Source organism: Streptomyces sp. NPDC104313 (assembly GCF_055583985.1).
In genome coordinates, this window is record NZ_JBVJMW010000002.1 from 57,339 (window position 1) to 76,629 (window position 19,291).

Annotated in this window: 13 protein-coding genes and 3 pseudogenes; 2 read left to right on the forward strand and 14 right to left on the reverse strand. The window is 72.1% G+C overall.

Annotated elements, in window-relative coordinates; all coding sequences use genetic code 11:
- Window positions 1-140 precede the first annotated feature (140 nt).
- Window positions 141-2,117, forward strand: a complete 1,977-nt coding sequence (locus ACZ60Q_RS04240; protein ID WP_469628157.1) for a hypothetical protein — start codon at window positions 141-143, stop codon at window positions 2,115-2,117.
- A gap of 49 nt (window positions 2,118-2,166) precedes the next feature.
- On the opposite strand, the pseudogene ACZ60Q_RS04245 reads toward ACZ60Q_RS04240, so the two are convergent.
- Window positions 2,167-4,194, reverse strand: a pseudogene (locus tag ACZ60Q_RS04245) (tetratricopeptide repeat protein); the annotation flags it as partial.
- 199 nt (window positions 4,195-4,393) lie between these two features.
- Between ACZ60Q_RS04245 and ACZ60Q_RS04250 the strand changes: the two are divergent.
- Window positions 4,394-5,191 (forward strand): N-formylglutamate amidohydrolase, encoded by a 798-nt coding sequence (locus tag ACZ60Q_RS04250; protein ID WP_469628159.1) that lies wholly within the window; start codon window positions 4,394-4,396, stop codon window positions 5,189-5,191.
- A 46-nt stretch (window positions 5,192-5,237) separates the two neighbouring features.
- Here ACZ60Q_RS04250 and ACZ60Q_RS04255 read toward each other — a convergent pair.
- The 13 genes and pseudogenes from ACZ60Q_RS04255 to ACZ60Q_RS04315 all read right to left on the reverse strand — a co-directional run.
- Window positions 5,238-5,374 (reverse strand): annotated as a pseudogene (locus ACZ60Q_RS04255) (DUF2201 family putative metallopeptidase); the annotation flags it as partial.
- Window positions 5,375-5,559: 185 nt separating this feature from the next.
- A pseudogene (locus tag ACZ60Q_RS04260) lies at window positions 5,560-5,691 on the reverse strand (RbsD/FucU domain-containing protein); the annotation flags it as partial.
- Window positions 5,688-6,611, reverse strand: a complete 924-nt coding sequence (locus tag ACZ60Q_RS04265) for a ribokinase (protein WP_469628162.1) — start codon at window positions 6,609-6,611, stop codon at window positions 5,688-5,690. The gene ACZ60Q_RS04265 and the pseudogene ACZ60Q_RS04260, both read right to left, overlap by 4 nt.
- A gap of 57 nt (window positions 6,612-6,668) precedes the next feature.
- Window positions 6,669-8,627: an ABC transporter permease/substrate-binding protein gene (locus ACZ60Q_RS04270; RefSeq protein ID WP_469628165.1), complete on the reverse strand. Its 1,959-nt coding sequence runs from the start codon at window positions 8,625-8,627 to the stop codon at window positions 6,669-6,671.
- On the reverse strand, window positions 8,617-10,257 hold the full coding sequence (locus tag ACZ60Q_RS04275) for a sugar ABC transporter ATP-binding protein (protein WP_469628168.1): 1,641 nt from the start codon (window positions 10,255-10,257) through the stop codon (window positions 8,617-8,619). The genes ACZ60Q_RS04270 and ACZ60Q_RS04275 overlap by 11 nt, the downstream gene beginning before the upstream one ends.
- Entirely contained in the window at window positions 10,254-11,270 is a 1,017-nt protein-coding gene (locus ACZ60Q_RS04280; RefSeq protein ID WP_469628171.1) for a LacI family DNA-binding transcriptional regulator, read from the reverse strand. The genes ACZ60Q_RS04275 and ACZ60Q_RS04280 overlap by 4 nt, the downstream gene beginning before the upstream one ends.
- 369 nt (window positions 11,271-11,639) lie before the next feature.
- Window positions 11,640-12,797: an agmatine deiminase family protein gene (locus ACZ60Q_RS04285; protein WP_469628174.1), complete on the reverse strand. Its 1,158-nt coding sequence runs from the start codon at window positions 12,795-12,797 to the stop codon at window positions 11,640-11,642.
- Between the two features lie 67 nt (window positions 12,798-12,864).
- Window positions 12,865-13,662: an ABC transporter ATP-binding protein gene (locus tag ACZ60Q_RS04290; RefSeq protein WP_469628177.1), complete on the reverse strand. Its 798-nt coding sequence runs from the start codon at window positions 13,660-13,662 to the stop codon at window positions 12,865-12,867.
- Complete coding sequence (locus tag ACZ60Q_RS04295; protein ID WP_469628180.1) at window positions 13,655-14,644, reverse strand: ABC transporter ATP-binding protein; 990 nt, start codon at window positions 14,642-14,644, stop codon at window positions 13,655-13,657. Before ACZ60Q_RS04295 ends, ACZ60Q_RS04290 begins: the two co-directional genes overlap by 8 nt.
- Window positions 14,641-15,501 (reverse strand): ABC transporter permease, encoded by an 861-nt coding sequence (locus ACZ60Q_RS04300; protein WP_469628183.1) that lies wholly within the window; start codon window positions 15,499-15,501, stop codon window positions 14,641-14,643. The genes ACZ60Q_RS04295 and ACZ60Q_RS04300 overlap by 4 nt, the downstream gene beginning before the upstream one ends.
- Window positions 15,498-16,457 carry an ABC transporter permease gene (locus ACZ60Q_RS04305; protein ID WP_469628186.1) on the reverse strand — a complete coding sequence of 320 codons (960 nt, stop codon included), beginning with the start codon at window positions 16,455-16,457 and terminating at the stop codon, window positions 15,498-15,500. The genes ACZ60Q_RS04300 and ACZ60Q_RS04305 overlap by 4 nt, the downstream gene beginning before the upstream one ends.
- Window positions 16,454-18,115 carry an ABC transporter substrate-binding protein gene (locus tag ACZ60Q_RS04310; RefSeq protein WP_469628189.1) on the reverse strand — a complete coding sequence of 554 codons (1,662 nt, stop codon included), beginning with the start codon at window positions 18,113-18,115 and terminating at the stop codon, window positions 16,454-16,456. Before ACZ60Q_RS04310 ends, ACZ60Q_RS04305 begins: the two co-directional genes overlap by 4 nt.
- Before the next feature lie 97 nt (window positions 18,116-18,212).
- A complete protein-coding gene (locus ACZ60Q_RS04315; RefSeq protein ID WP_469628191.1) occupies window positions 18,213-19,229 on the reverse strand; it encodes an agmatine deiminase family protein in 1,017 nt (338 codons plus the stop codon).
- Between the last annotated feature and the right edge of the window lie 62 nt (window positions 19,230-19,291).

Consider the following 19,291-nt stretch of genomic DNA (forward strand, 5'->3'; position numbering starts at 1 on the left):
GGAGCGCGCCCGGCACCGTGCCCCCCGGGGGGCCGGCCCCCCCCCCCCCCACCCGCGCGGCGCCCCCGCCGACGCCATGGTCCGGCCCCTGCCGATATATCGTGGCCAACGCTTGTGTCCGGGAGCGCGAGAGGGCCGGTATGGACGAGGGTCAGGACCAGTGGCTACGGGTGCCGGTCGGGGTCGGCGCGGCGCGCTGGGCCACGCGGGTGCGATGCCGCCGCGTGCTGCTCGTCGTGCACAACGTCACCTCGGCGACCCGGCTGCTCGACGTCCTGCCGCTGTTCCACGACGACCTCGGTGTACAGCTCCTCGCCACCTGCACGGGGTCCTCGGCCTTCCGGTCGGGTGTCGCGGATCTGCTCGCGGACACGGGGGTGCCGGTGCTCCCGTGGGAACAGGCCCTCGCGACACCGGTGGACCTTGCGATCTCGGCCAGTTTCGGGGGCGAACTCAGCTCGATCCAGGGGCCGTTGGTAATACTTTCACACGGTATCGGCTATACTAAGAGATTGGCCGCACCGACCACCGACCACCGACCACCGACCACCGACCACCGACCACCGAGTCCGGATACGGATACGGATACGGCGGCGGATGCGGCGGCGGATGCGGATGCGGATGCGGCGACCCTGCCCCGGAGCACGCCTCCCCCGGTCTTCGGACTCGCGCCGGACTGGCTGCTCGCGGACGGTGTGCCCCTCGCCGACGCACTGGTCCTCTCCCACCCCGAACAGTTCGACCGGCTGGCCGCAGCCTGCCCTGAGGCGCTGCCCACGGCCGTGCTCGCGGGCGACCCCTGCTTCGACCGGATGCTGGCGGCACGCCCGTACCGCGACCGCTTCCGCAGGGCGCTCGGCGTGGGGCGTGGACAGCTTCTCGTCCTGCTCAACTCCACCTGGAGCCCCCAGTCTCTGCTGGGCGACGGCAACGGAGAAGGAGCCAGTGACGGGGGCGGGGGCGGTGACGACGCACTGCCCGCGCTCCTTCCACGGCTGGCGTCGGAACTTCCCGCCGACGAGTACCGCGTCGCCGCCGTCCTCCACCCGAACATCTGGCACGGGCACGGCCCCGGCCAGATCAGGGCCTGGCTGGACCGGGCCAGCCGTGCGGGCCTGGCGCTGATCGACCCGCTGGAGGACTGGCGTCAGGCGCTTCTCGCGGCCGACCTGGTCATCGGGGACCACGGTTCCGTCACCTACTACGCCGCCGCGCTCGGCACCCCCGTACTCCTCGGAGCCGCACCTCTGGACGGCCTGGATCCCGACGCGCCCATCGCCGACTTCATCCGTACCGCGCCCGGACTCGACTCCCGGGCGCCCCTGCGCGGCCAGGTCGACGCGTTGATCGAGCACCACATCCCGCAGCCGGGTCCGATGCGCTTCACCTCTTCCGTGCCCGGCGAGGCGGCGGTACGGCTGAGGCGCGTCTTCTACGACCTGATGGGCGCCCCCGAGCCGCCGGGCCCCGCCCTGCTCCTGCCGCTACCGCTGCCCGGCCTGGAACCCGCTCTCCGTACGGCTCCCCTGTACGTACTGACGCGCTTGCCCGCAGGGCAGGAGGCCGTCGTGACCCGGTACGCCGATCCCGCACGGGAGCCGGCCGGGGCGGGGGACGCCCATCTGGCCGTTCATGAGGACACCCGTGACCCGGGGCGACTCGGCCTGGCCGACGTCGTCTTCCGGGAGGGCGCCCCGGACGACCCGCGGTTCGGCCCGCCCGGTCGATGGGCCGCCGAGGTGCTGGACCGGCACCCGCACTGCGCACTCGCGGCGTACGTCACCGGACCCGCGTCCTGCGTCGTGCGGACCCGTGACGGGGCCCTGCTCCGGCTGACCGCGGAAGCGGGAGCCGACGCGGACCCGGCGGTGTACGCGTCGGCGGTGCACGCCTGGCTCGCGGCGGGCAGGACGCTGGGCGCCCTGATCGCGGACGGCCTCACCGTCCGTACGGGCAGCGCCGCCCACCAGGTGGTGGTCACGGCCGAGGCGGACGGGCCGGCGGCGGGCGGTACGCGGCAGCGTCCCTCCCCTGCTCCCGCGGACCGGAGCACCGCTCACGCAAGCGGCGCAGATACTCCACGTGCTGGTCGGCGTTCTCCTCGGACAGGATCCTGATCGCCTCGTCGGTCAGCGGCAGCGCCGCGGCGGGCTCCGCACCGGCCAGCAGGATCTCGGCGAGGTCCGTGAGAGCCCGGGCGGTGTTGTACGCCTCGCCGTTCGCCCGGAAGACGGCCAGCGCACGCCGTACATGCTCCTGGGCCTCGTCCAGCCGCCCGAGGCCTCGCAGCGCCCGGCCCCGGTGGCGTTCCAGCAGAGCCCTCGCTCGGGGCACATCCGCCGCGCCTTCGTCGTCGGGCCCGATGCCGTCGAGGACGGTGTACGCCTCGTCGAAGCAGCCGTACGCGTCCGCGAAGCGCCACTGCCGCAGTCGCAGGAGCCCGAGGAACTCGATGGCGGAAGCCAGACCGCGGGTGTGCCCCGCCGCCCGCTCGTCGCGTGCGGCTGCCGCCGCTTCCGCACCGGCCTCGTCACCGAGCTGCAACTCACCCAACGTGTGGGCAAGTTGTGCGTGAAGAGCACCTGCGGTCCGGCTGCCGGGGACCTGAGCGTCGGCGACCGCCGTCCCGATCCGCAGGGCCGCCAGCACCATCTCGTGGTGGCCCGCTTTCAGCTGGAGCGGCCACAGGGCACGGCAGAGCGTCAGTACCGTGTCCGGCCTGCCGAACTCCTCGGCGGTCGCGACGGCTTCGACGAGGTTGGGCAGCTCGGCGGCGAGACGCGCCACGGCCTCACCGCGCCCGGCGTAGGCGCCGTCCGGGGCGGCTGCCAGGGCATCCGGCACCCGCCAGCTCTCCGGGAGGGCGGCCCGCGCGGCCGTCACCGACAGCCACAGATAGTGCTCCACCGCGCGGGTCGTGGCAGCCGAGCAGCCGGCGATGCCCTCCTGGCGGAATGCCGCTTCCTCGGCGTGGGCGCGTACGGACGGCCGGTATCGGTAGCGCCCGTGGTCCGTGTGCTCCAGCAGCAGTGCGTCGGCCAGCCCGCCGAGCAGTTCCTCGGCGGCATCGGCGTCGATGCCCGCGACCCGCGCCGCCGCCTCCGCGTCGAAGGCGGGCCAGTGCCGCAGTCCCATCAGGCGGTACAGCCGGGCCGCGTCCGGCCGCAACAGCCGGTAGGCGTCCTCCGCGGCCGTGCGCACCGGGTCGCTTTCGCTCATGGTGGGGCCTCCCGTCGGTTCGTGATGGGGCGGTGGGGGTGGCGGGGCAGCGGTGAGCGGCCCGGGGTCGAGGAGCCGGGGTGCGGCGGCGCGCAGGGCGTACGGCGATCCGCCGCAGCGTGCCAGCACGGCGGGGAGCGCAGCCCGGGCGGAACGCATGGCCTGCTTGCCCACGATCTTGGTGAGCAGGCGCGCCGCGTCCCGGTCGCCGAGGGGCCCCACGGGCACCGGGAACGCGTCGAGACCGGAGAACGGTCGCCGGGCCACGACCAGGGTGAGAACGGAGGGTGCGGAGGTGAGCAGCGGGGCGATCTGCGCGGCGGACCGGGCATGGTCGAGGACGAGGAGCAGTTTGCGGTCCGCGACGATACGGCGGAAGGTGTCGATGCGCTCCGCTTCGGAGGGCGGGATCCGCTCGTCGCGCAGCCCGAGTCGGTGCAGCAGTTCCCGCAGGGCGCTGCCCGCGGTGTGGGCGCTGACCTCGCCCCGGCGGCCGAGGTCCACGTAGAGCTGCCCGTCCGGGAACAGGTTCTCCGCCCGCCAGCCCCAGTGCAGGGCGAGGGCGCTGGTGCCCATGGAGTCGTCCCCGTACAGCAGGGCGACCCGGGGGCGTCCGTCCGCCTTGCGGCCCGCCTCGCGGTCGAGCAGCCTCATCGCCCCCTTCCGGTCCGTGAAGAAGCGTACGGAAGCGGGCAGCCGGGGTCGCCCGACCGTCGATCCCCCGGTCTGCACCGTGCGGGCGAACTCGGTCCAGGTACGCGCGAGTTCGGGGTCGCTGCGCACACTGTCGTGGATGATCCGTGCCACGGCGTCCCGGTCCTCGGGCCGGGTCGGCGCGGCGACCTCGCGGCCGGCCATCCGTCGCACCAGCCCGCCGGCGGTTTCCCAGGCCCACTTGCCGGCCTCGCTCGCCACGCCCGCCCCGACGGCGCCGAGGACCGCCGTGATGGCGGCCATCGATATGGGATCCAGCATGCGGTGCGTCCCCTGTTCCCGCCGGTCCGCCCGGTGCGCCCCTCCCGGGCACCGCCACGACCGATCGCAAACGTCAACGTTATCCGCTGGATCCGCGCGCTGACGGGCTGCCAGGAGAACGGGGAGACCGTCCGGCACCTTCCGGGGGCGGTCAGAGATGCTGATGCGGGAACGAACGAAACACACCGAAGGAGTACTCGTGAAAGATCAGCAGCCGTTCACGCTCATCCCGGGAGCTGCCGGCTCACCGGTCCTCCTCCATGTCCCGCACGGGTCCCGCCGCATCCCGCGACAGGTGCGCGAAGGAATCACGTTGGACGATGCCGCCCTGGAGCGCGAGCTCGACCACATCACCGACACCCACACCGTCGAACTGGCCGCCACAGCGGCGGCGATCGCCCCGTCCACCCCGTGGCGCTTCGTCAACAACCTCTCCCGGCTGGTCGTCGACCCCGAGCGCTTTCCGGACGAGCGGGAGGAGATGGTCGCCGTCGGCATGGGCGCCGTCTACACCCGCACCACCCACCGCGGTCCGCTCCGCCCGCCGGAGACGGACCCCGGTCCCCTGCTGGAGGCGTACTTCCACCCCTACGCCGCCGCGATGACCGCGGCGGTCGAGGCGCGCATCGCCGCCGCGGGCCGCGCGGTGATCGTCGATATCCACTCGTACCCGACCGTGCCCCTCCCCTACGAACTCCACGGCACCGGCCCCCGCCCGCCCGTCTGCCTGGGCACCGACCCGTTCCACACCCCGCCGGAGCTCCTCGCGGCGGCGGAGGCGGCGTTCGGGGGCCGAGTCGGTCACGGCGGCATCGGGCGCGACACCCCGTTCGCGGGTACGTACGTCCCTCTCCGGCACTACGGAACGGACCGCCGGGTCACCGCGCTGATGATCGAGATCCGCCGTGACACGTACATGAGCGAGCCGGGCGGTCCCGCGGGGCCGGGGCTCGACCTGCTGGCCGGGGCGCTGGCGGAGGTCCTCGGGGCGGTGTGACCGGCAGCACGGACAGCCGATCAGTCACCGTACGGCAGCCGCACCGCTACCCGCTCTCCACCACCCGCGCCCATCGCGGCGGCCGGGGAGGAACGTAGTCGGGGTCTCCTCGCCCCAAGAGCCGCGCCGGTGTTCCCTCGGGAACAGGCCGATGACCGTACGGCACGCCGGTCGCGTGGCCGGCCTCGCGGCGGGCGGTCGCAGTCTCGATCATCGAGGCCGGCACGGCGAAATCGAGCACGCGCGGCCAGAAGGTCTGAGAGAGCGGGATGGACGGGTGGGAATCCCGGTTCGCGGTCGAAGCGAGCATCAGCAATCACCTTGCGCGGACGGGTCCCCCGTTCTGCTCATGGAGTGATTCATCGCGGGAAGGCCAGGTCGATCACGCGGGGGCCGGGCGGGATCGACATGCCCGCGTCGCAGATCAGGACGGTGTCGCCGTGGCCGAGTTCGGCGATCGCGCCCGTCAGGTGGCGGTTGAGGATGCCCGACCTCTTCACAGCGCGTCGACCTCCTCGAGCGTCGGGAACGACTCCTGCGCCCCTCTCGCCGTGACCGCCGCCGCGCCCACTCTGACCGCGAAGGCCGCCGCCTCCCGCAGGTCCTCGCCACGGCCGAGCCGCCAGGCCAGGGCCGCCGTGAACGCGTCTCCGGCGCCGGTCGTGTCAAGGGCCCGGACCTTCGGGCTGACCAGATGGTCCAGGGATTCCGTACGGCTGTCCGCCACCAGGGCCCCGGCCGCGCCCAGGGTGATCACGACCGAGCGCGGACCCAGCGCGAGCAGGGCGTGGGCCCAGTCGGGCGGGGACTCCCCCGCCCCGTCGCCGAGGATGTACCGCGCCTCGTGTTCGTTGACCACCAGCGGATCGCAGGCGGCGAGCACCTCCGCGGAGAGCGGGGCGGGCGGGGACGGGTTGAGGACGAGCCGGGCGTCCGCCCCCCGGCCGCGTACCGTCTCGGCCACCGTGTCGAGCGGGATCTCCAGTTGTACGGAGATCACCCGGGCGGCGGCCAGCAGCGGGGCCGCCGCCCGGACGTCCTCGGGGGTGAGGCGTGCGTTGGCTCCCGGGGAGACCACGATGCTGTTGTCGCCCGAGGGGTCGACGGTGATCAGGGCGATGCCCGTGGGGGCCCCGCCCACCAGGACGCCGTCCGTGTCCACGCCCGCCGCGCGCTGGGTCTCCAGCAGGAGGCGTCCGTGGTCGTCGTCGCCGACCCGGGCGAGGAGGGCGGTCCTGGCGCCGAGGCGGGCGGCGGCCAGCGACTGGTTGGCGCCCTTGCCGCCGGGGTGGACGGCGAGGTCGGAGCCGAGGACCGTCTCGCCGGGCGCGGGGCGGCGTTCGACGCCGATCACCAGGTCGGCGTTGGCCGACCCGACGACCAGCAGGTCGTACCGGTCGTCGGGGGCGTTGTCGTGCATGTGCTCGCTTCCTGCTTTCGTCGGTCCGGGATCATCAGGCAGGTTCAGGAGCCGGGCTCAGGAGAAGTCGGCGACGTTCTCCCGGGTCACCACCTTGACCGGCACCTTCACCGTGCTCTCGACCTTCTCGTCCTTCGCGGCCTTCACCGCGTTCCGCACCGCGATCTTCCCCAGTTCGGCGGGCTGCTGGGCCACCGACGCGTAGAGCGTGCCGGCCTCGACCGCCGTCAGGCCGTCCGGGGTTCCGTCGAAGCCGACGACCGAGACGGACTTCCCGGCCTTGCCACCGAGTGCCTTGGCCGCCCCGAGCGCCATCTCGTCGTTCTCGGCGAAGACGCCGGTGACGCCGGGGTGCGACTGAAGGAGGTTGGTCATGACGTCGAGGCCCTTGGTGCGGTCGAAGTCCGCGGGCTGCTTGGCGACCACCTTGATGTCCGGGTGCGCCTTGAGACCCTCGGCGAAACCCGCCCCGCGCTCCCGGCTGGCGGAGGTGCCCGCCGTTCCCTGGAGGATGACGACGCTGCCCCTGCCGCCGAGCTTGTCGGCCAGCGCGTCGGCGGCGAGCTTGCCGCCCGCCACGTTGTCCGAGGCGACCAGCGTCGCGGTCTCCGCCCTGTTGACGCCCCGGTCGGCGGCGATCACGGGGATATCCGCCTTGTTGGCGGTGCGGACCCCCGGTCCGACGGCGTCCGAGTCCACCGGGTTGACGATGATCGAGGAGACGCCGGAACTGGTGAAGTTCTGGAGCTGGTTGGCCTGTTGGGAGGCGTCGTTCTGGGCGTCGGTGACGGTGAGGTCGATGCCCGCCCTCTCCGCCTCCGCCTGTGCACCCTCCTTCATCTGCACGAAGAAGGGGTTGTTGAGCGTGGAGAGGGACATGCCTACCTTCGTCGTGCCGCCGGAGGAGCCGGAGTTGAAGTAGGAGACCGCGCCGACGACGAGGGCGACGCAGAGTGCCGCGCCGGCCGGCTTGATCGCTCCCATGCGGCCGGCCCCCGGTGCGCCGGGTGCGGTGCCCGCGGAGGAGGCCGCTCGTCCCGAACCGGCCTTGCGACGCAGCGTGTCCAGCAGGACGGCGAGCGCGATGACGACGCCGATGACGACCTGCTGCCAGAACGCCGACACGGAGAGGAGGTTGAGGCCGTTGCGGAGGACGGCGAGGATGAGCGCGCCGATCAGGGTGCCGGACGCCTTGCCGACTCCGCCGGCCAGGCTGGCCCCGCCGATGACGACCGCGGCGATGGCGTCGAGTTCGTACCCCTGGGCGGCCTGGGGCTGGGCGGAGACGAGGCGCGAGGCAAGGACGATGCCCGCGACGGCGGCGAAGAGGCCGGACAGCGCGTAGATGACGACCTTCTGGCGCTTGACGCGGAGCCCGGAGAGCCGGGCCGCCTCCTCGTTGCCGCCGATCGCGTACATCGAGCGGCCGATGAAGGTGCGGCCCAGGATCAGCGCGGTGATCAGGCCCATCGCGATCATCACGAGGACCGGTACGGGGAGCCACCCCCCGAGCGTGTCGCCGAGCACCGAGACGGAGTCGGGGAAGGCGATCGGGCTGCCCTGCGAGATGACGAGGGAGAGGCCCCGGGCGATCGAGAGCATCGCCAACGTCGCGATGAACGGAGGGAGTTTGCCGTAGGAGACGAGCGCGCCGTTCACGAAACCGCAGGCGATTCCCGTGACGATCGCGAGCACCACGGCGAGGACCACCGGCACTCCGGCCGACGTCGCCGACCAGGCGAGGACCGTCGCGGACAGGGCCGCCACCGAACCGACGGACAGGTCGATGCCCGCCGAGACGATGACGAAGGTGACGCCGAACGCGAGGATGGCGGTGACGGCCGCCTGGACGCCGACGTTCAGCAGGTTCTGGGTGGTCAGGAAGTCGCCGGAGAGCAGCGACATCGCCACCACCAGCACGACCAGTGCGCTCAGCGCGCCGTTGTCGAGCAGGACGCGGCGTATCACGGAGACTCCGCCCCCTCCCACGTCACTCCTGTCTGTCTCAGTGGCCACGGGGGCCCTCCTCTTCCTTCTTCGGCGCGGGCTTCGGCGCGGGCTTCGGCGCCGGCTTCGGCACTGGCTGTTCGGTGGGCGTCGGTACGTCGGCGGGGGCGGCGCCGTGGACGGCGGCCGGCGCGCCGACCGCGAGGGCCATCACCGCGTCCTGGGTGGCTTCGCCCGCGGGGAGTTCCCCGGCGATCCGGCCCTGGGCCATGACGAGCACCCGGTCGCTCATGCCGAGTACCTCCGGCAGATCGCTGGAGATCATCAGGACGGCGTGCCCGGAGGCGGTCAGCTCATTGACGAGCTGGTAGATCTCGACCTTGGCGCCGACGTCGATGCCCCGGGTGGGTTCGTCGAGGATGAGCACCCGGGTCTCGGCCAGCAGCCATTTGCCGATGACGACCTTCTGCTGGTTGCCGCCGGAGAGGGTGCGCACATGCTGGCCGAGGCCGGACATGCGGACGCCGAGCTGCTTCGCGATGCGGGCGGCGGCCGTGCGCTGCCCCTTGAGGTCCACGAGCCCGGAGCGGGTCGCGGAACGCAGGGTGACCAGGCCCAGGTTCTCCTGCACGGAGGCGTCGAGGACCAGGCCCTGACCCTTGCGGTCCTCCGGTACGAGGCCGATCCCGGCGCCCATCGCGGCGGGCACATCGTGCCGGACCAGGCGCTCGCCGCGTACGTAAACGGTGCCCGCGTCATACGGGTCGGCCCCGAAGACGGCGCGCGCCACCTCCGTACGCCCGGCGCCGACCAGACCGGCGAGACCGACGACCTCGCCGGCGTGCACGTCGAAGCTGATGTCGTGGAAGACGCCGTCGCGGGTGAGTCCGCGCACCGACAGCAACGCGGCACCGGCGCCCGGACGTTCACGCGGATACTGCTGCTCGATGCTGCGGCCCACCATGAGCCGGACGAGTTCGTCCTCGGGGGTCGACGCCGGGACCTGGCCGATACTGCGGCCGTCGCGGAGGACGGTGACGCGGTCGCCCAGGGCGGCGATCTCCTGAAGGTGGTGGGTGATGAAGATGATCCCGACGCCGTCCCCGCGCAGTTGGCGGACGATCGCGAAGAGCTTGTCGACCTCCTCGGAGGTGAGCACGGCGGTCGGCTCGTCCATGATCAGGACACCGGCATCCAGGCTGAGCGCCTTGGCGATCTCCACCATCTGCAGCCGGGCGATACCCAGTTCACGGACCTTGGCGTCGGGCGGCACGTCGACTCCGACCCGGCGCAGCAGCTCCGCCGCGTCCTCGCGCATCCGACGGTGGTCGACGAGCCCGTAGCGGCGCGGCTGGCGGCCCAGGAAGATGTTCTCGGCGACGGTGAGATCGGGTACGAGGTTGAACTCCTGGTGGATGGTGGCGATCCCGAGCCGCTCGGCGTCCCGCGCGCCGTCGATGCGCACCTCACGCCCCTCGGCCAGAACGCGGCCGCGGTCGGGACGGTAGGCGCCGGAGAGCATCTTGATGAGCGTGCTCTTGCCCGCACCGTTCTCGCCGAGCAGAACATGCACTTCGCCTCTACGGAGGTCGAAGTCGACGTTGTCGAGCACCACCACACCGGGGAAGGTCTTGCGCAGCCCCTCGATGCGCAGCAACTCCTCCGGAGCGGTCGCCAGTTGATTCTCCGGTACGATCACCGGTCGCTCCTCTGGTTCGATGCGGCCCCGCCGCACGAGCGGCGTACGACGAGACGGGCGGGCAGGGTGACGGACCGCGGGTTCCGCTCTTCGATCCTGTCGACCAGCGCGCGCACGGCGGCCCGCGCCAGGTCGGCGGTCGGCTGGGCGATGGCGGTGATCGGCGGGTCCGTGTGGACGAACCACGGGATGTCGTCGAAGGCGGCGAGCGCGATGTCGTCGGGAACGCGCAGCCCTCGGGCCCGGATCGCGTCGAGCGCGCCGAGGGCCATCAGGTTGTCCGCGGCGAACACGACCTCGGGCGGCTCGGCCAGGGCGAGGAAGAGCTCGGTGGCCCGGCGACCGCTGGTCGCCTGGAAGTCGCCCCGGCCGATATAGGCGTCGGGCAGAGCGAGCCCGAGCTCGCGCATCGCGTCCCGGAAGGCCTCGACGCGCTCGTTGCCGGTGGTGGTGGCGGCGGGCCCGGCGATGATGGCGAGCCGACGGTGACCGAGGCCGTACAGATGCGCGACGAGATCCTTGACCGCACCCGTACCGTCGGCGCGGACGACGGGGACATCGATGCCGGGGATCCAGCGGTCGACGAAGACCATCGGGGTGCCGCTCAGAGCGACCTCCCGCATCAGCGGGGAGCCCCCGTCGGCGGGCGAGACGAGGAGCCCGTCGATCCTGCGGTCGATGAGCGTGCGGATGTGGTGGTCCTGGAGCTCGGGCCGCTCGTCGGCGTTGCCGATGATCACGCTGTAGCCGAGCGCTCGGGCCTCCTCCTCGACGAAGCGGGCCAGCTCGGTGAAGTACGGGTTGAGCACATCGCTGATGACCAGGCCGAGGGTGCGGGTCTGCGCGGTGCGCAGCGAGCGGGCCACCGCGTTGGGCCGGTAGCCGAGCGCCTCGACGGCGGCGAGGACGCGGGTGCGCGCCTCTTCGCTCACGGACGGATGACTGTTCAGCACGCGTGACACCGTGGCGACGGACACACCCGCCCCGGCCGCGACATCCTTGATGCCCGCCATGTCCGGACCACCTCCTTGTGGTTTCCGTACACCTCGAAACCTGGGGCCGACCAGTGGTGGATCAGCGGCACGGCACCGTGGAATCGATTACACGGATGATGGGAATCGATTACATGGCCAAAAACAAGCCCCCCTCCCGCGTCCGAGACCGGATCGTGACGGGAGGGGGACGGGGGTGGGGGGACGGGGGGACGGGGGTGGGGGGGGGACTGGGGGACGGGGGGACGGGGGTGGGGGCGCGGTGCGGATCGGAGGGGAACCGCCAGATCCTCACCGCGCCCCGGCACCTGCGCCCGCACGGTCAGCGGACCTGCTGGACCGTAGCGCCGTCCTGGTCCGCGCCGCAGCGATCGGGGCCGGCGTTCGCCACTACGGCACGGGTTGCTGCTGGGTGACGCAGTGGATGCCGCCGCCTCCCGTGCCGAGGCGGTCGATGTTGAGCTGCTCGATGGCGCGGCCGGGGTAGAGGCGGGCCAGTGCGGCCTTCGCCGCCGTATCCGCGCGGGTGTCACCGAAGTGGGCGCAGATCACGGCGTCGTTGCACAGGTAGTAGTTGGCGTACGAGGCGAGGAAATCCGGGTGGGTGGAGCGGATCCTGTCGTAGTCCGGGCCCTGGAGCCGCGTCACGTCCATGGGCCGGCCGGCGGAGGTCGTCGACTCGGTGAGGACGCGGTGCTGCTGTCGGGCGTCCTTGGCGTAGGCGTCGTTGTCCGCCGCGAGTGGCATCTGGACGAGGGCTCTGCCCGGGGCGAGGAAGCGTGAGGTGGCGTCGACGTGGTCATCGGTGATGTCCTGCCCGTAAACGCCGTCGAACCAGATGACCTTGGACGCGCCGTATGCCTCGCACATCCCGGCCGTCAGCGCCCCCTCGGACATACCGGGGTTGCGGTTGCGGTTGAGCAGGCTGCTGCGGGTCGCCATGAGGGTTCCCGCGCCGTCCTGTTCGATGGCGCCGCCCTCGCCGACGAATTCGGCGTAGGTGAAGGGCACTCCGGTGTACGAGGCGATCCGTCCGGCGACCAGCGCGTCCTTGCCGTGGGCCTGTTTCCCGCCCCAGCCGTTGAAGTTGAGGCCGACCGCGTCGAGCCCGCCGGCTCCGTCGGTGCGGAACACCGGGCCGGTGTCCCGCATCCAGCAGTCGTCGACCGGGATGGAGCTGATGACCGTGACCGACGTGCCGCACAGGGAGCGTGCCCTGGCCGCGCCCGCCGGGTTCGCGCACATGATGACCGGCTCGTGACGGGCGACGGTGCGGGCGATCAGCGCGATGTCCGCCTGGATGCCGGCGAGTGTTCCTCCGCTCCAGATCGCGGTGCTGTCGGGCCAGGCCATCCAGGTCCGGGTGTGGCGGACGTCCTCGACGGGGACGCGGTAGGCGCCGGCGGCGGGCCGCCGGACGGGCGCGGCGCCCGCGCTGCCCGGGACGGCGGCCAGGGCAGCGCCGGCGGCGGCCAGCCCGGCGGCCGCCAGGAATCGGCGCCTGTTCGGGCCGGACGTCGCCCTTGTGCGGGGGATGTTGTCGCTCATGTGATGCCTCCTGTTGTCTGTCCGCGAAGGGGTACGGGCACTGCGGGGAGGGCTCGGTGACGCGGGGTCACAGAGCCCGTCGGGCGGCGGCGATCCGCTCCGGGTCCCAGCCGGGGTGCGGCACGGAGTCCAGGAGCAGTCGTGTGTAGGGGTGCCGGGGCGCGGCCAGGACGTCGGTGGTGGCGCCGGCCTCGATGATCCGGCCGTGGCGCATGACGATGACGTCGTCGGTGACGCGGCGGACGACGCCGAGGTCGTGGGTGATGAAGAGGTAGCCGACGGACGTCTGTTCGCGGATGTCGCAGAGCAGGTTGAGGATCTGTGCCTGGACGGATACGTCGAGGGCGGCGACCGCCTCGTCCAGGACCAGGACGGCCGGTTCGACGGCGAGGGCGCGGGCGATCGCGACGCGCTGGCGCTGGCCGCCGGACAGTTGTCCGGGCCTCGCGTCGGCGGCCCGGGTGGCGAGGCCCACCTGGTCGAGGAGTTCGCGCACCCGGTGCGGATGGTCGCGGTCGGGGAAGTGCAGGCGCAGGGTCTCGTGCAGGACCGATGCGACGGAGGTCCTCGGGTCGAGGGAGAGGTAGGGGTCCTGGAAGACCATCTGCACCTCGCGGGCGCGGGCGAGACGGCGGGCACGTCCGCGCACCCTGGTCGACCGGTCCTTGCCGCCCACGGCGACCTTGCCGGAGTCGGCCTGTTCGAGACCCACGACGATCCGGGCGGTGGTGGTCTTCCCGGATCCGGACTCGCCCACGATGCCGAGGGATCCGCCTCTCGGCAGGGTGAAGGACACTCCGTCCACGGCGTGCAGGGCTCCGTAGGCGCGCGTCAGGTCCACGGCCTGGAGGACGTGTTCAGGCATCGGCGGCGGTTCCCCTTCCGAGACGGTCGCTGTGGTGGCAGGCGGCCCGCCGGCCGGGCCGGCCCGGGACCGGGCGGGATTCCGGATCGCGCTGGTCGCAGACCTCCGTGGCCAGCGGGCAGCGTGGGGCGAAGGGGCAGCCGGTCAGCTCGGTGCGCAGGTCGGGGGGCTGGCCGGCGATGGCGGGGAGCCGTCCGGACGGCGCGTCGAGGCGGGGTGTGGAGGCGAGCAGTGCCGCGGTGTAGGGATGGCGGGGGTGGGCGAACAGGTCGTGTGCGGGACCGCACTCCACGATGCGCCCGGCGTACATGACGTAGACGCGGTCGCTGAGTGCGGCGGCCAGGTCGAGGTCGTGTGTCACGAACAGCAGCCCTGTGCCGAATCGCTTCTGGAGCCGGCCGAGGAGGGCGACGACCTCGGCCTGGGTGGTGACGTCGAGGGCGGTGGTCGGCTCGTCCGCGAGCAGCAGGGAGGGGTCGCCCATGAGGGCGGCGGCGATCATGACGCGTTGGAGCATGCCGCCGGAGACCTGGCTCGGATACGTGCCGGGGACGGAGTCGTCGACGCCCACCGCCCGGAGGAGTTCGGTCGCGCGGGCGGTCGCGTCGGCCCTGTTCATCGCCTTGGTCAGGACGACGCCTTCGATGAGGAAGTCGCCGATGGGGCGCAGCGGATTGATGGCCGCTCTCGGGTCCTGGAAGATCATCGCGGTGGTGCGGGTGCGCAGGGCGCGTACCCGCTCGGCGCTCATGGTGAGGACGTCGTCGCCCGCGACGGCGACCGTGCCCTCGGTGAGCGCCCCGGGCGGGAGCAGACGCAGGGCGCTGCGCGAGGTGAGGGTCTTCCCGGAGCCCGACTCGCCGACGAGTGCGACGGTTTCGCCCGCGGCGACGGTCAGGTCGACGCCGTCGAGAACGGGCCGCGCGGTGTCGGGGAGCGTGATCCGCAGCCCTTGGATGTCGAGTACGTACGTCGTTGTCATGGGGTCCTCCTGGCGACGTGGTCGGCCCAGCGCTCGCCGACCACGTTGAAGGCGACGACGGTCAGCACGATCAGGAGGCACGGCAGGACCGCGGACAGGGGGTAGCCGTGCTGGATGGCCGTCTGGCCGTCGAAGACCATGCGGCCCCAGTCGGGGGTGAGCGGAGGAACACCGAGTCCGAGGAAGGAGAGACCGGCCAGGTCCATCAGCGCGTAGCCGAAGTTGATGGTGGCCTGGGCGAGGACGATCGGGGCGATGTTGGGAAGGATGTGGCGTACGCAGATGGAGAGCGGTGAGTGGCCCTGCACCTGGTAGGCGCTGACGTAGGGGCGTGTCCGTTCGGCCAGGACGAGGGACCGGGTGAGCCGGCTCACGTAGGGGAGGTAGGCCACCGCGAGGGCGATGACGGGGGCGAGCAGGCCCTCCCCGTGGACGGAGATGACGAGGATCGCCAGCAGCATGCCGGGGAACGCGAAGACGAGCTCCGTGCTGCGGGAGAGCAGGGAGTCGAGCCAGCCGCCCCGCCAGGCCGCGGCCGTGCCGACGGCGACGCCGAGCAGGGTGGAGAAGGCGACGACGCCGAGGGGGCCCAGCAGGGAGGCGCGGGCTCCGAGAAGGAGCCGGGAGAGGGTGTCCCGGCCGGCGGCGTCGGCACCCAGGGGGTGGTCCGCGGTGGTGCCGGCGAGAGTGCGGGCGAGGTCGACCGCGTTCGGGTCGTAGGGGGCCAGCCAGGGGGCGAGCAGCGCGGCGAGGACGACGAGGGCGACGAAGCCCAGGCAGAGCGTGTGGAAGGGCGCCCTGGCCGAACGAGCCCTGATCCGGGAGAGACCGGGTCTGCGGGTGAGGACGGCGTTCATGCGGCGGACCCCCTCGTGCCGAGGGTGATGCGTGGGTCGACCAGCGGGAGCAGCAGGTCGACGAGGAGGTTCACCGCCATGAACAGGGCGACGATGATCAGGGAGATGGCCTGCACGGTCGGGAAGTCCTTGGTGCTGGTGGCGAGTTCGAGGAGCTGGCCGATTCCTCCGACGCTGAACGCGGTCTCCACGAGGATCGTGCAGACGAGCAGAGTGGAGACGATCAGGCCGCCGGTGGTCAGCACGGTACCCAGGGCGTTGCGCATCACGTGTCGGCGGATCACCTGCCGCTCGGGCACGCCGCGGCTGCGGGCGACGGTGACGTGTTCGCGGCCGAGGGCTTCGAGCATGGCGGAACGGGTGACCCGGGCGAGCATGCCGATCAGGTACAGGGCGAGAGCGACGGCCGGGAGGGTGAGATGCCAGAGGGTGTCGAGGAGGCCGTCGCCGGATCCGCTGCTGGGGAACCAGCCGAGCTTGACGGCGAACAGCCCTTGCAGCAGGACGGCCGCGACGAACGAGGGCGTGCCCACGGCGATCGTGGTGCTGATCAGTACGGCCGTGTCGGTGGCGCCGCCGCGTACGGCCGCGATCCGGCCGAGGAACAGCCCGACGGCGACGACCACGGTCAGCGCCATGGCGATCAGCAGCAGGGTGGTGGGCAGGCGGTCCGCGAGGAGGCCGGCGACGTCCGTGCGGTAGGTGAGGGAGCGCCCGAAGTCGCCCTGCGCCATGTCGCCGAGCCAGCGCAGGTAGCGGACGGCGAAGGGGGCGTCCAGGTGGTACTGGGCGTTGATCGCGGCGACGGCTTCGGGAGAGGCGGACCGGCCGGTGAGCAGGAAGCTCGCCGGGGATCCGGGGGCCAGGTACATGGCGCCGAACACGACGAACGAGGCGATGAGCAGGGTGGCGGCCATCTCCGCCACGCGCCGCGCGGCGAATCTCAGCAGGTTCATGGAGCGGTCCCCACGTCGGCGGCCCACGGGTAGTACATGTACGCGATGGTGGTGGGGGCGCCGGTGATCCTCCTGTTGAGGAACACGGAGGTCGGCCACTCGGCGACCGGGATCCACAGCAGTTGGCCGGCGGCGTGCCGCTGGAGCCCCGCCACGATCCCGGCGCGCCGCCCGGGGTTGTATTCCGCGGTGGCCTGTTCGACACCTTCGTCGTAGCCCTTGTCGCTGTATCCGGCGAAGTTGAGGTAGGCGCCGGTCTTGAAGTTGGCCAGCAGGTCCAGCGGGTCGGTGATGGAGTTGTAGTAGGTGAGCGGGAACATGTCGATGCCCTCGCGCGCGCCGGGGTCGGTGAACAGGGCGGTGAAGGCGTTGGGGGAAATCGACTTGAGCCGGATGTCGAGCCCGATCCGGGTGCCCGCCGCCTGGACCGCGGTGGCCAGGAGGGAGACGTCCTGGCCGATGGAGCTGGTCGCCACGGTGAGCTCCGCGCCGGTGGCGCCGGCCTCCTGGATCAGCGCTTCGGCCTGCGCGAAGTCCCGTTCCGTCGGCGGCAGGCCGTCGAAGGCCGCCTTCCGTGTGGCGTCCGGTGTGCCGGCCCAGGCGGCGCGCGTGGTGAGCGATCCGGTGGTACTGCCCGCGTTCCCCAGCCCGGCCTTCACGAACCCGGTCCGGTCCAGCGCGAGCGAGAGTGCGCGGCGTACGCGGAGGTCGCCGAGCGGCCCTTTCAGGTTGGTGATGCTGACGTTGACCGTGCTGAGGCCCTCGCCGAAGTAGAGGGTGCCCACGCCGCTCTGCCGGAGGCGGGCGTAACTCTCGGTGGGAATCAGATAGCCGCCATCGACCTCACCGCTGAGCAGGGCGTTGGTCCGGGCTGACGGGTCGGTGAGGAAGCGGAAGACAACCTTGGCGGACTTCGCCCCGGTGCCGCGGTAGCCGTCGAACCTCTCCAGTTCGATGGACCGGCCCTTGTGCCAGGCGCGCAGCTGATACGGCCCGGTGCAGGCGAGGCCCCCGGTGGTTCCGTAGTCCCGCCCCGCTTTCTCGACGCCCGCCCGGGAGGCGACGGCGCCGGCGGCGGTCGCCATGTACTGCGGGAACTGGGAGTCGGGCCGCTTCAGCTTCACCGTGACCTGGAGCGGACCGGTCCTGGTCACGGCGGTGACGTTCTGGAACATCTGGGCCCAGGCCGCGGCGTTGTCCGGGTCACGCTGCCGTTCGAGGCTGAAGACCACGTCGTCGGCCGACATCGTGCGGCCGTCGTGGAAGCGGACGCCATCACGGAGGTCGTAGACCCAGGTGGTCGGGTCGGGGTTCGTGGCCCTGCGGGCCAGGCCCGGTTCGACGGTGAGGCCCGGGGTCCAGCGCATCAGGCTCTCGCAGACGTTGGACAGGATCGTGTTCTGCGGGTAGTCGAAGGCGACGGTGTAGTCCAGCGTCGGCGGCTCCGCGTACACGGCCCAGGAGAACGAGTCGATCTCTCCGGTGGCCCGGGGGGTACCGGACGACAGGGCAAGGGGGCGGCCGAAGGAATCCGCTCCGCCGTTCGGCGGTCCGGCGCAGGCCGCCAGCACCGCGAGGCCGGCCAGTGCGCCCGTCATCGCGGTGTACCGGCCGCACGGGTGGCGTCCGCCGGTGCCGGGCCGGGGTGGCTTGGTCATCGTGGCTCTCTTTCCTGCGGCACGGCGGGCGGGCGGGGCGCCGCTCCGGCCGGATGGTGGGCGGGGTGCCCGTCCGGCGGCCGGGTGGTGGGCGGGTTCATGCCGTGCGGGGCGCGGTGGGGATCTGCTGGGTGACGCAGTGGACGCCGCCGCCGCCGTACGCGATCGCCGGCGCCCGTACGCCGACGACCTTGCGGCCGGGATAGGCGGTGGCGATGGTCGCCAGGGCGGTCTCGTCCTGCGGCGCGCCGGCCACGGGGACGACCACGCCGCCGTTGGCGACGTAGAAGTTCAGGTACGACACCTCGACCTCGCCACCGGCGATGCCGGTGAAGGAGGTCTGCGGAATGTCGATGATCTCCAGCTGCCGTCCCCGGGCATCGCTCGTGGCCTCCAGCACGGCCCGGTTGGCGCGCATGCGGGCGTGGTCGGGGTGCGCGGGGTCCTCGGGGAGCGAGACGAGGACCGTGCCGGGGGCGGCGAAGGCGCAGACGCCGTCGACATGGCCGTCGGTCTCGGTGTCGAGCAGTCCTCCGTACGGAAGCCAGATCACTTTGGTGACGCCGAGCCGGGCCTTCAGCTCGGCCTCGATGTCCTCCCGGCGCATACCGGGGTTCCGGTTCGGGTGGAGCAGGCACTGCTCCGTGGTGATCAGCGTTCCTTCGCCGTCCACGGTGATCGCCCCGCCTTCGAGGATCATGTCGGAGTGGATGCGCTCGACCGCCAGGTGGTCGAGCAGCAGGCCGCTGATGCGGTCGTCGGAGTCGAAGGGCGCGTGCTTCCCTCCCCAGGCGTTGAACCGGAAGTCGACGCCCGCGCGGCGGCCGCTTCCGTCGAGGACGAAGAGCGGGGCGCTGTCACGGAACCACGAGTCGTCGAGGGGCAGTTCGATGACGTTGACGTCGTCACCGCACCAGGTACGGGCGTCCTCGCCGCTGCCGGGGGGAGCGACCATGGTGACGGGCTCGAACGCGGCGATAGCCCGGGCGACATCGGCGTACTCGCCCTTCGCCGGGGTGAGGACCTCGCCCCACAGGTCGGCGCGGGTGGGCCAGGCCATCAGGCACCCCTCGTGCTCGGACCACTCGGCGGGCATGCGGAACGAAGAGGCCATGACGGAACTCATTTCTGTCGTGCTCAATATGGGGATACCAACTGAATCTTCAGTCAGTTTCT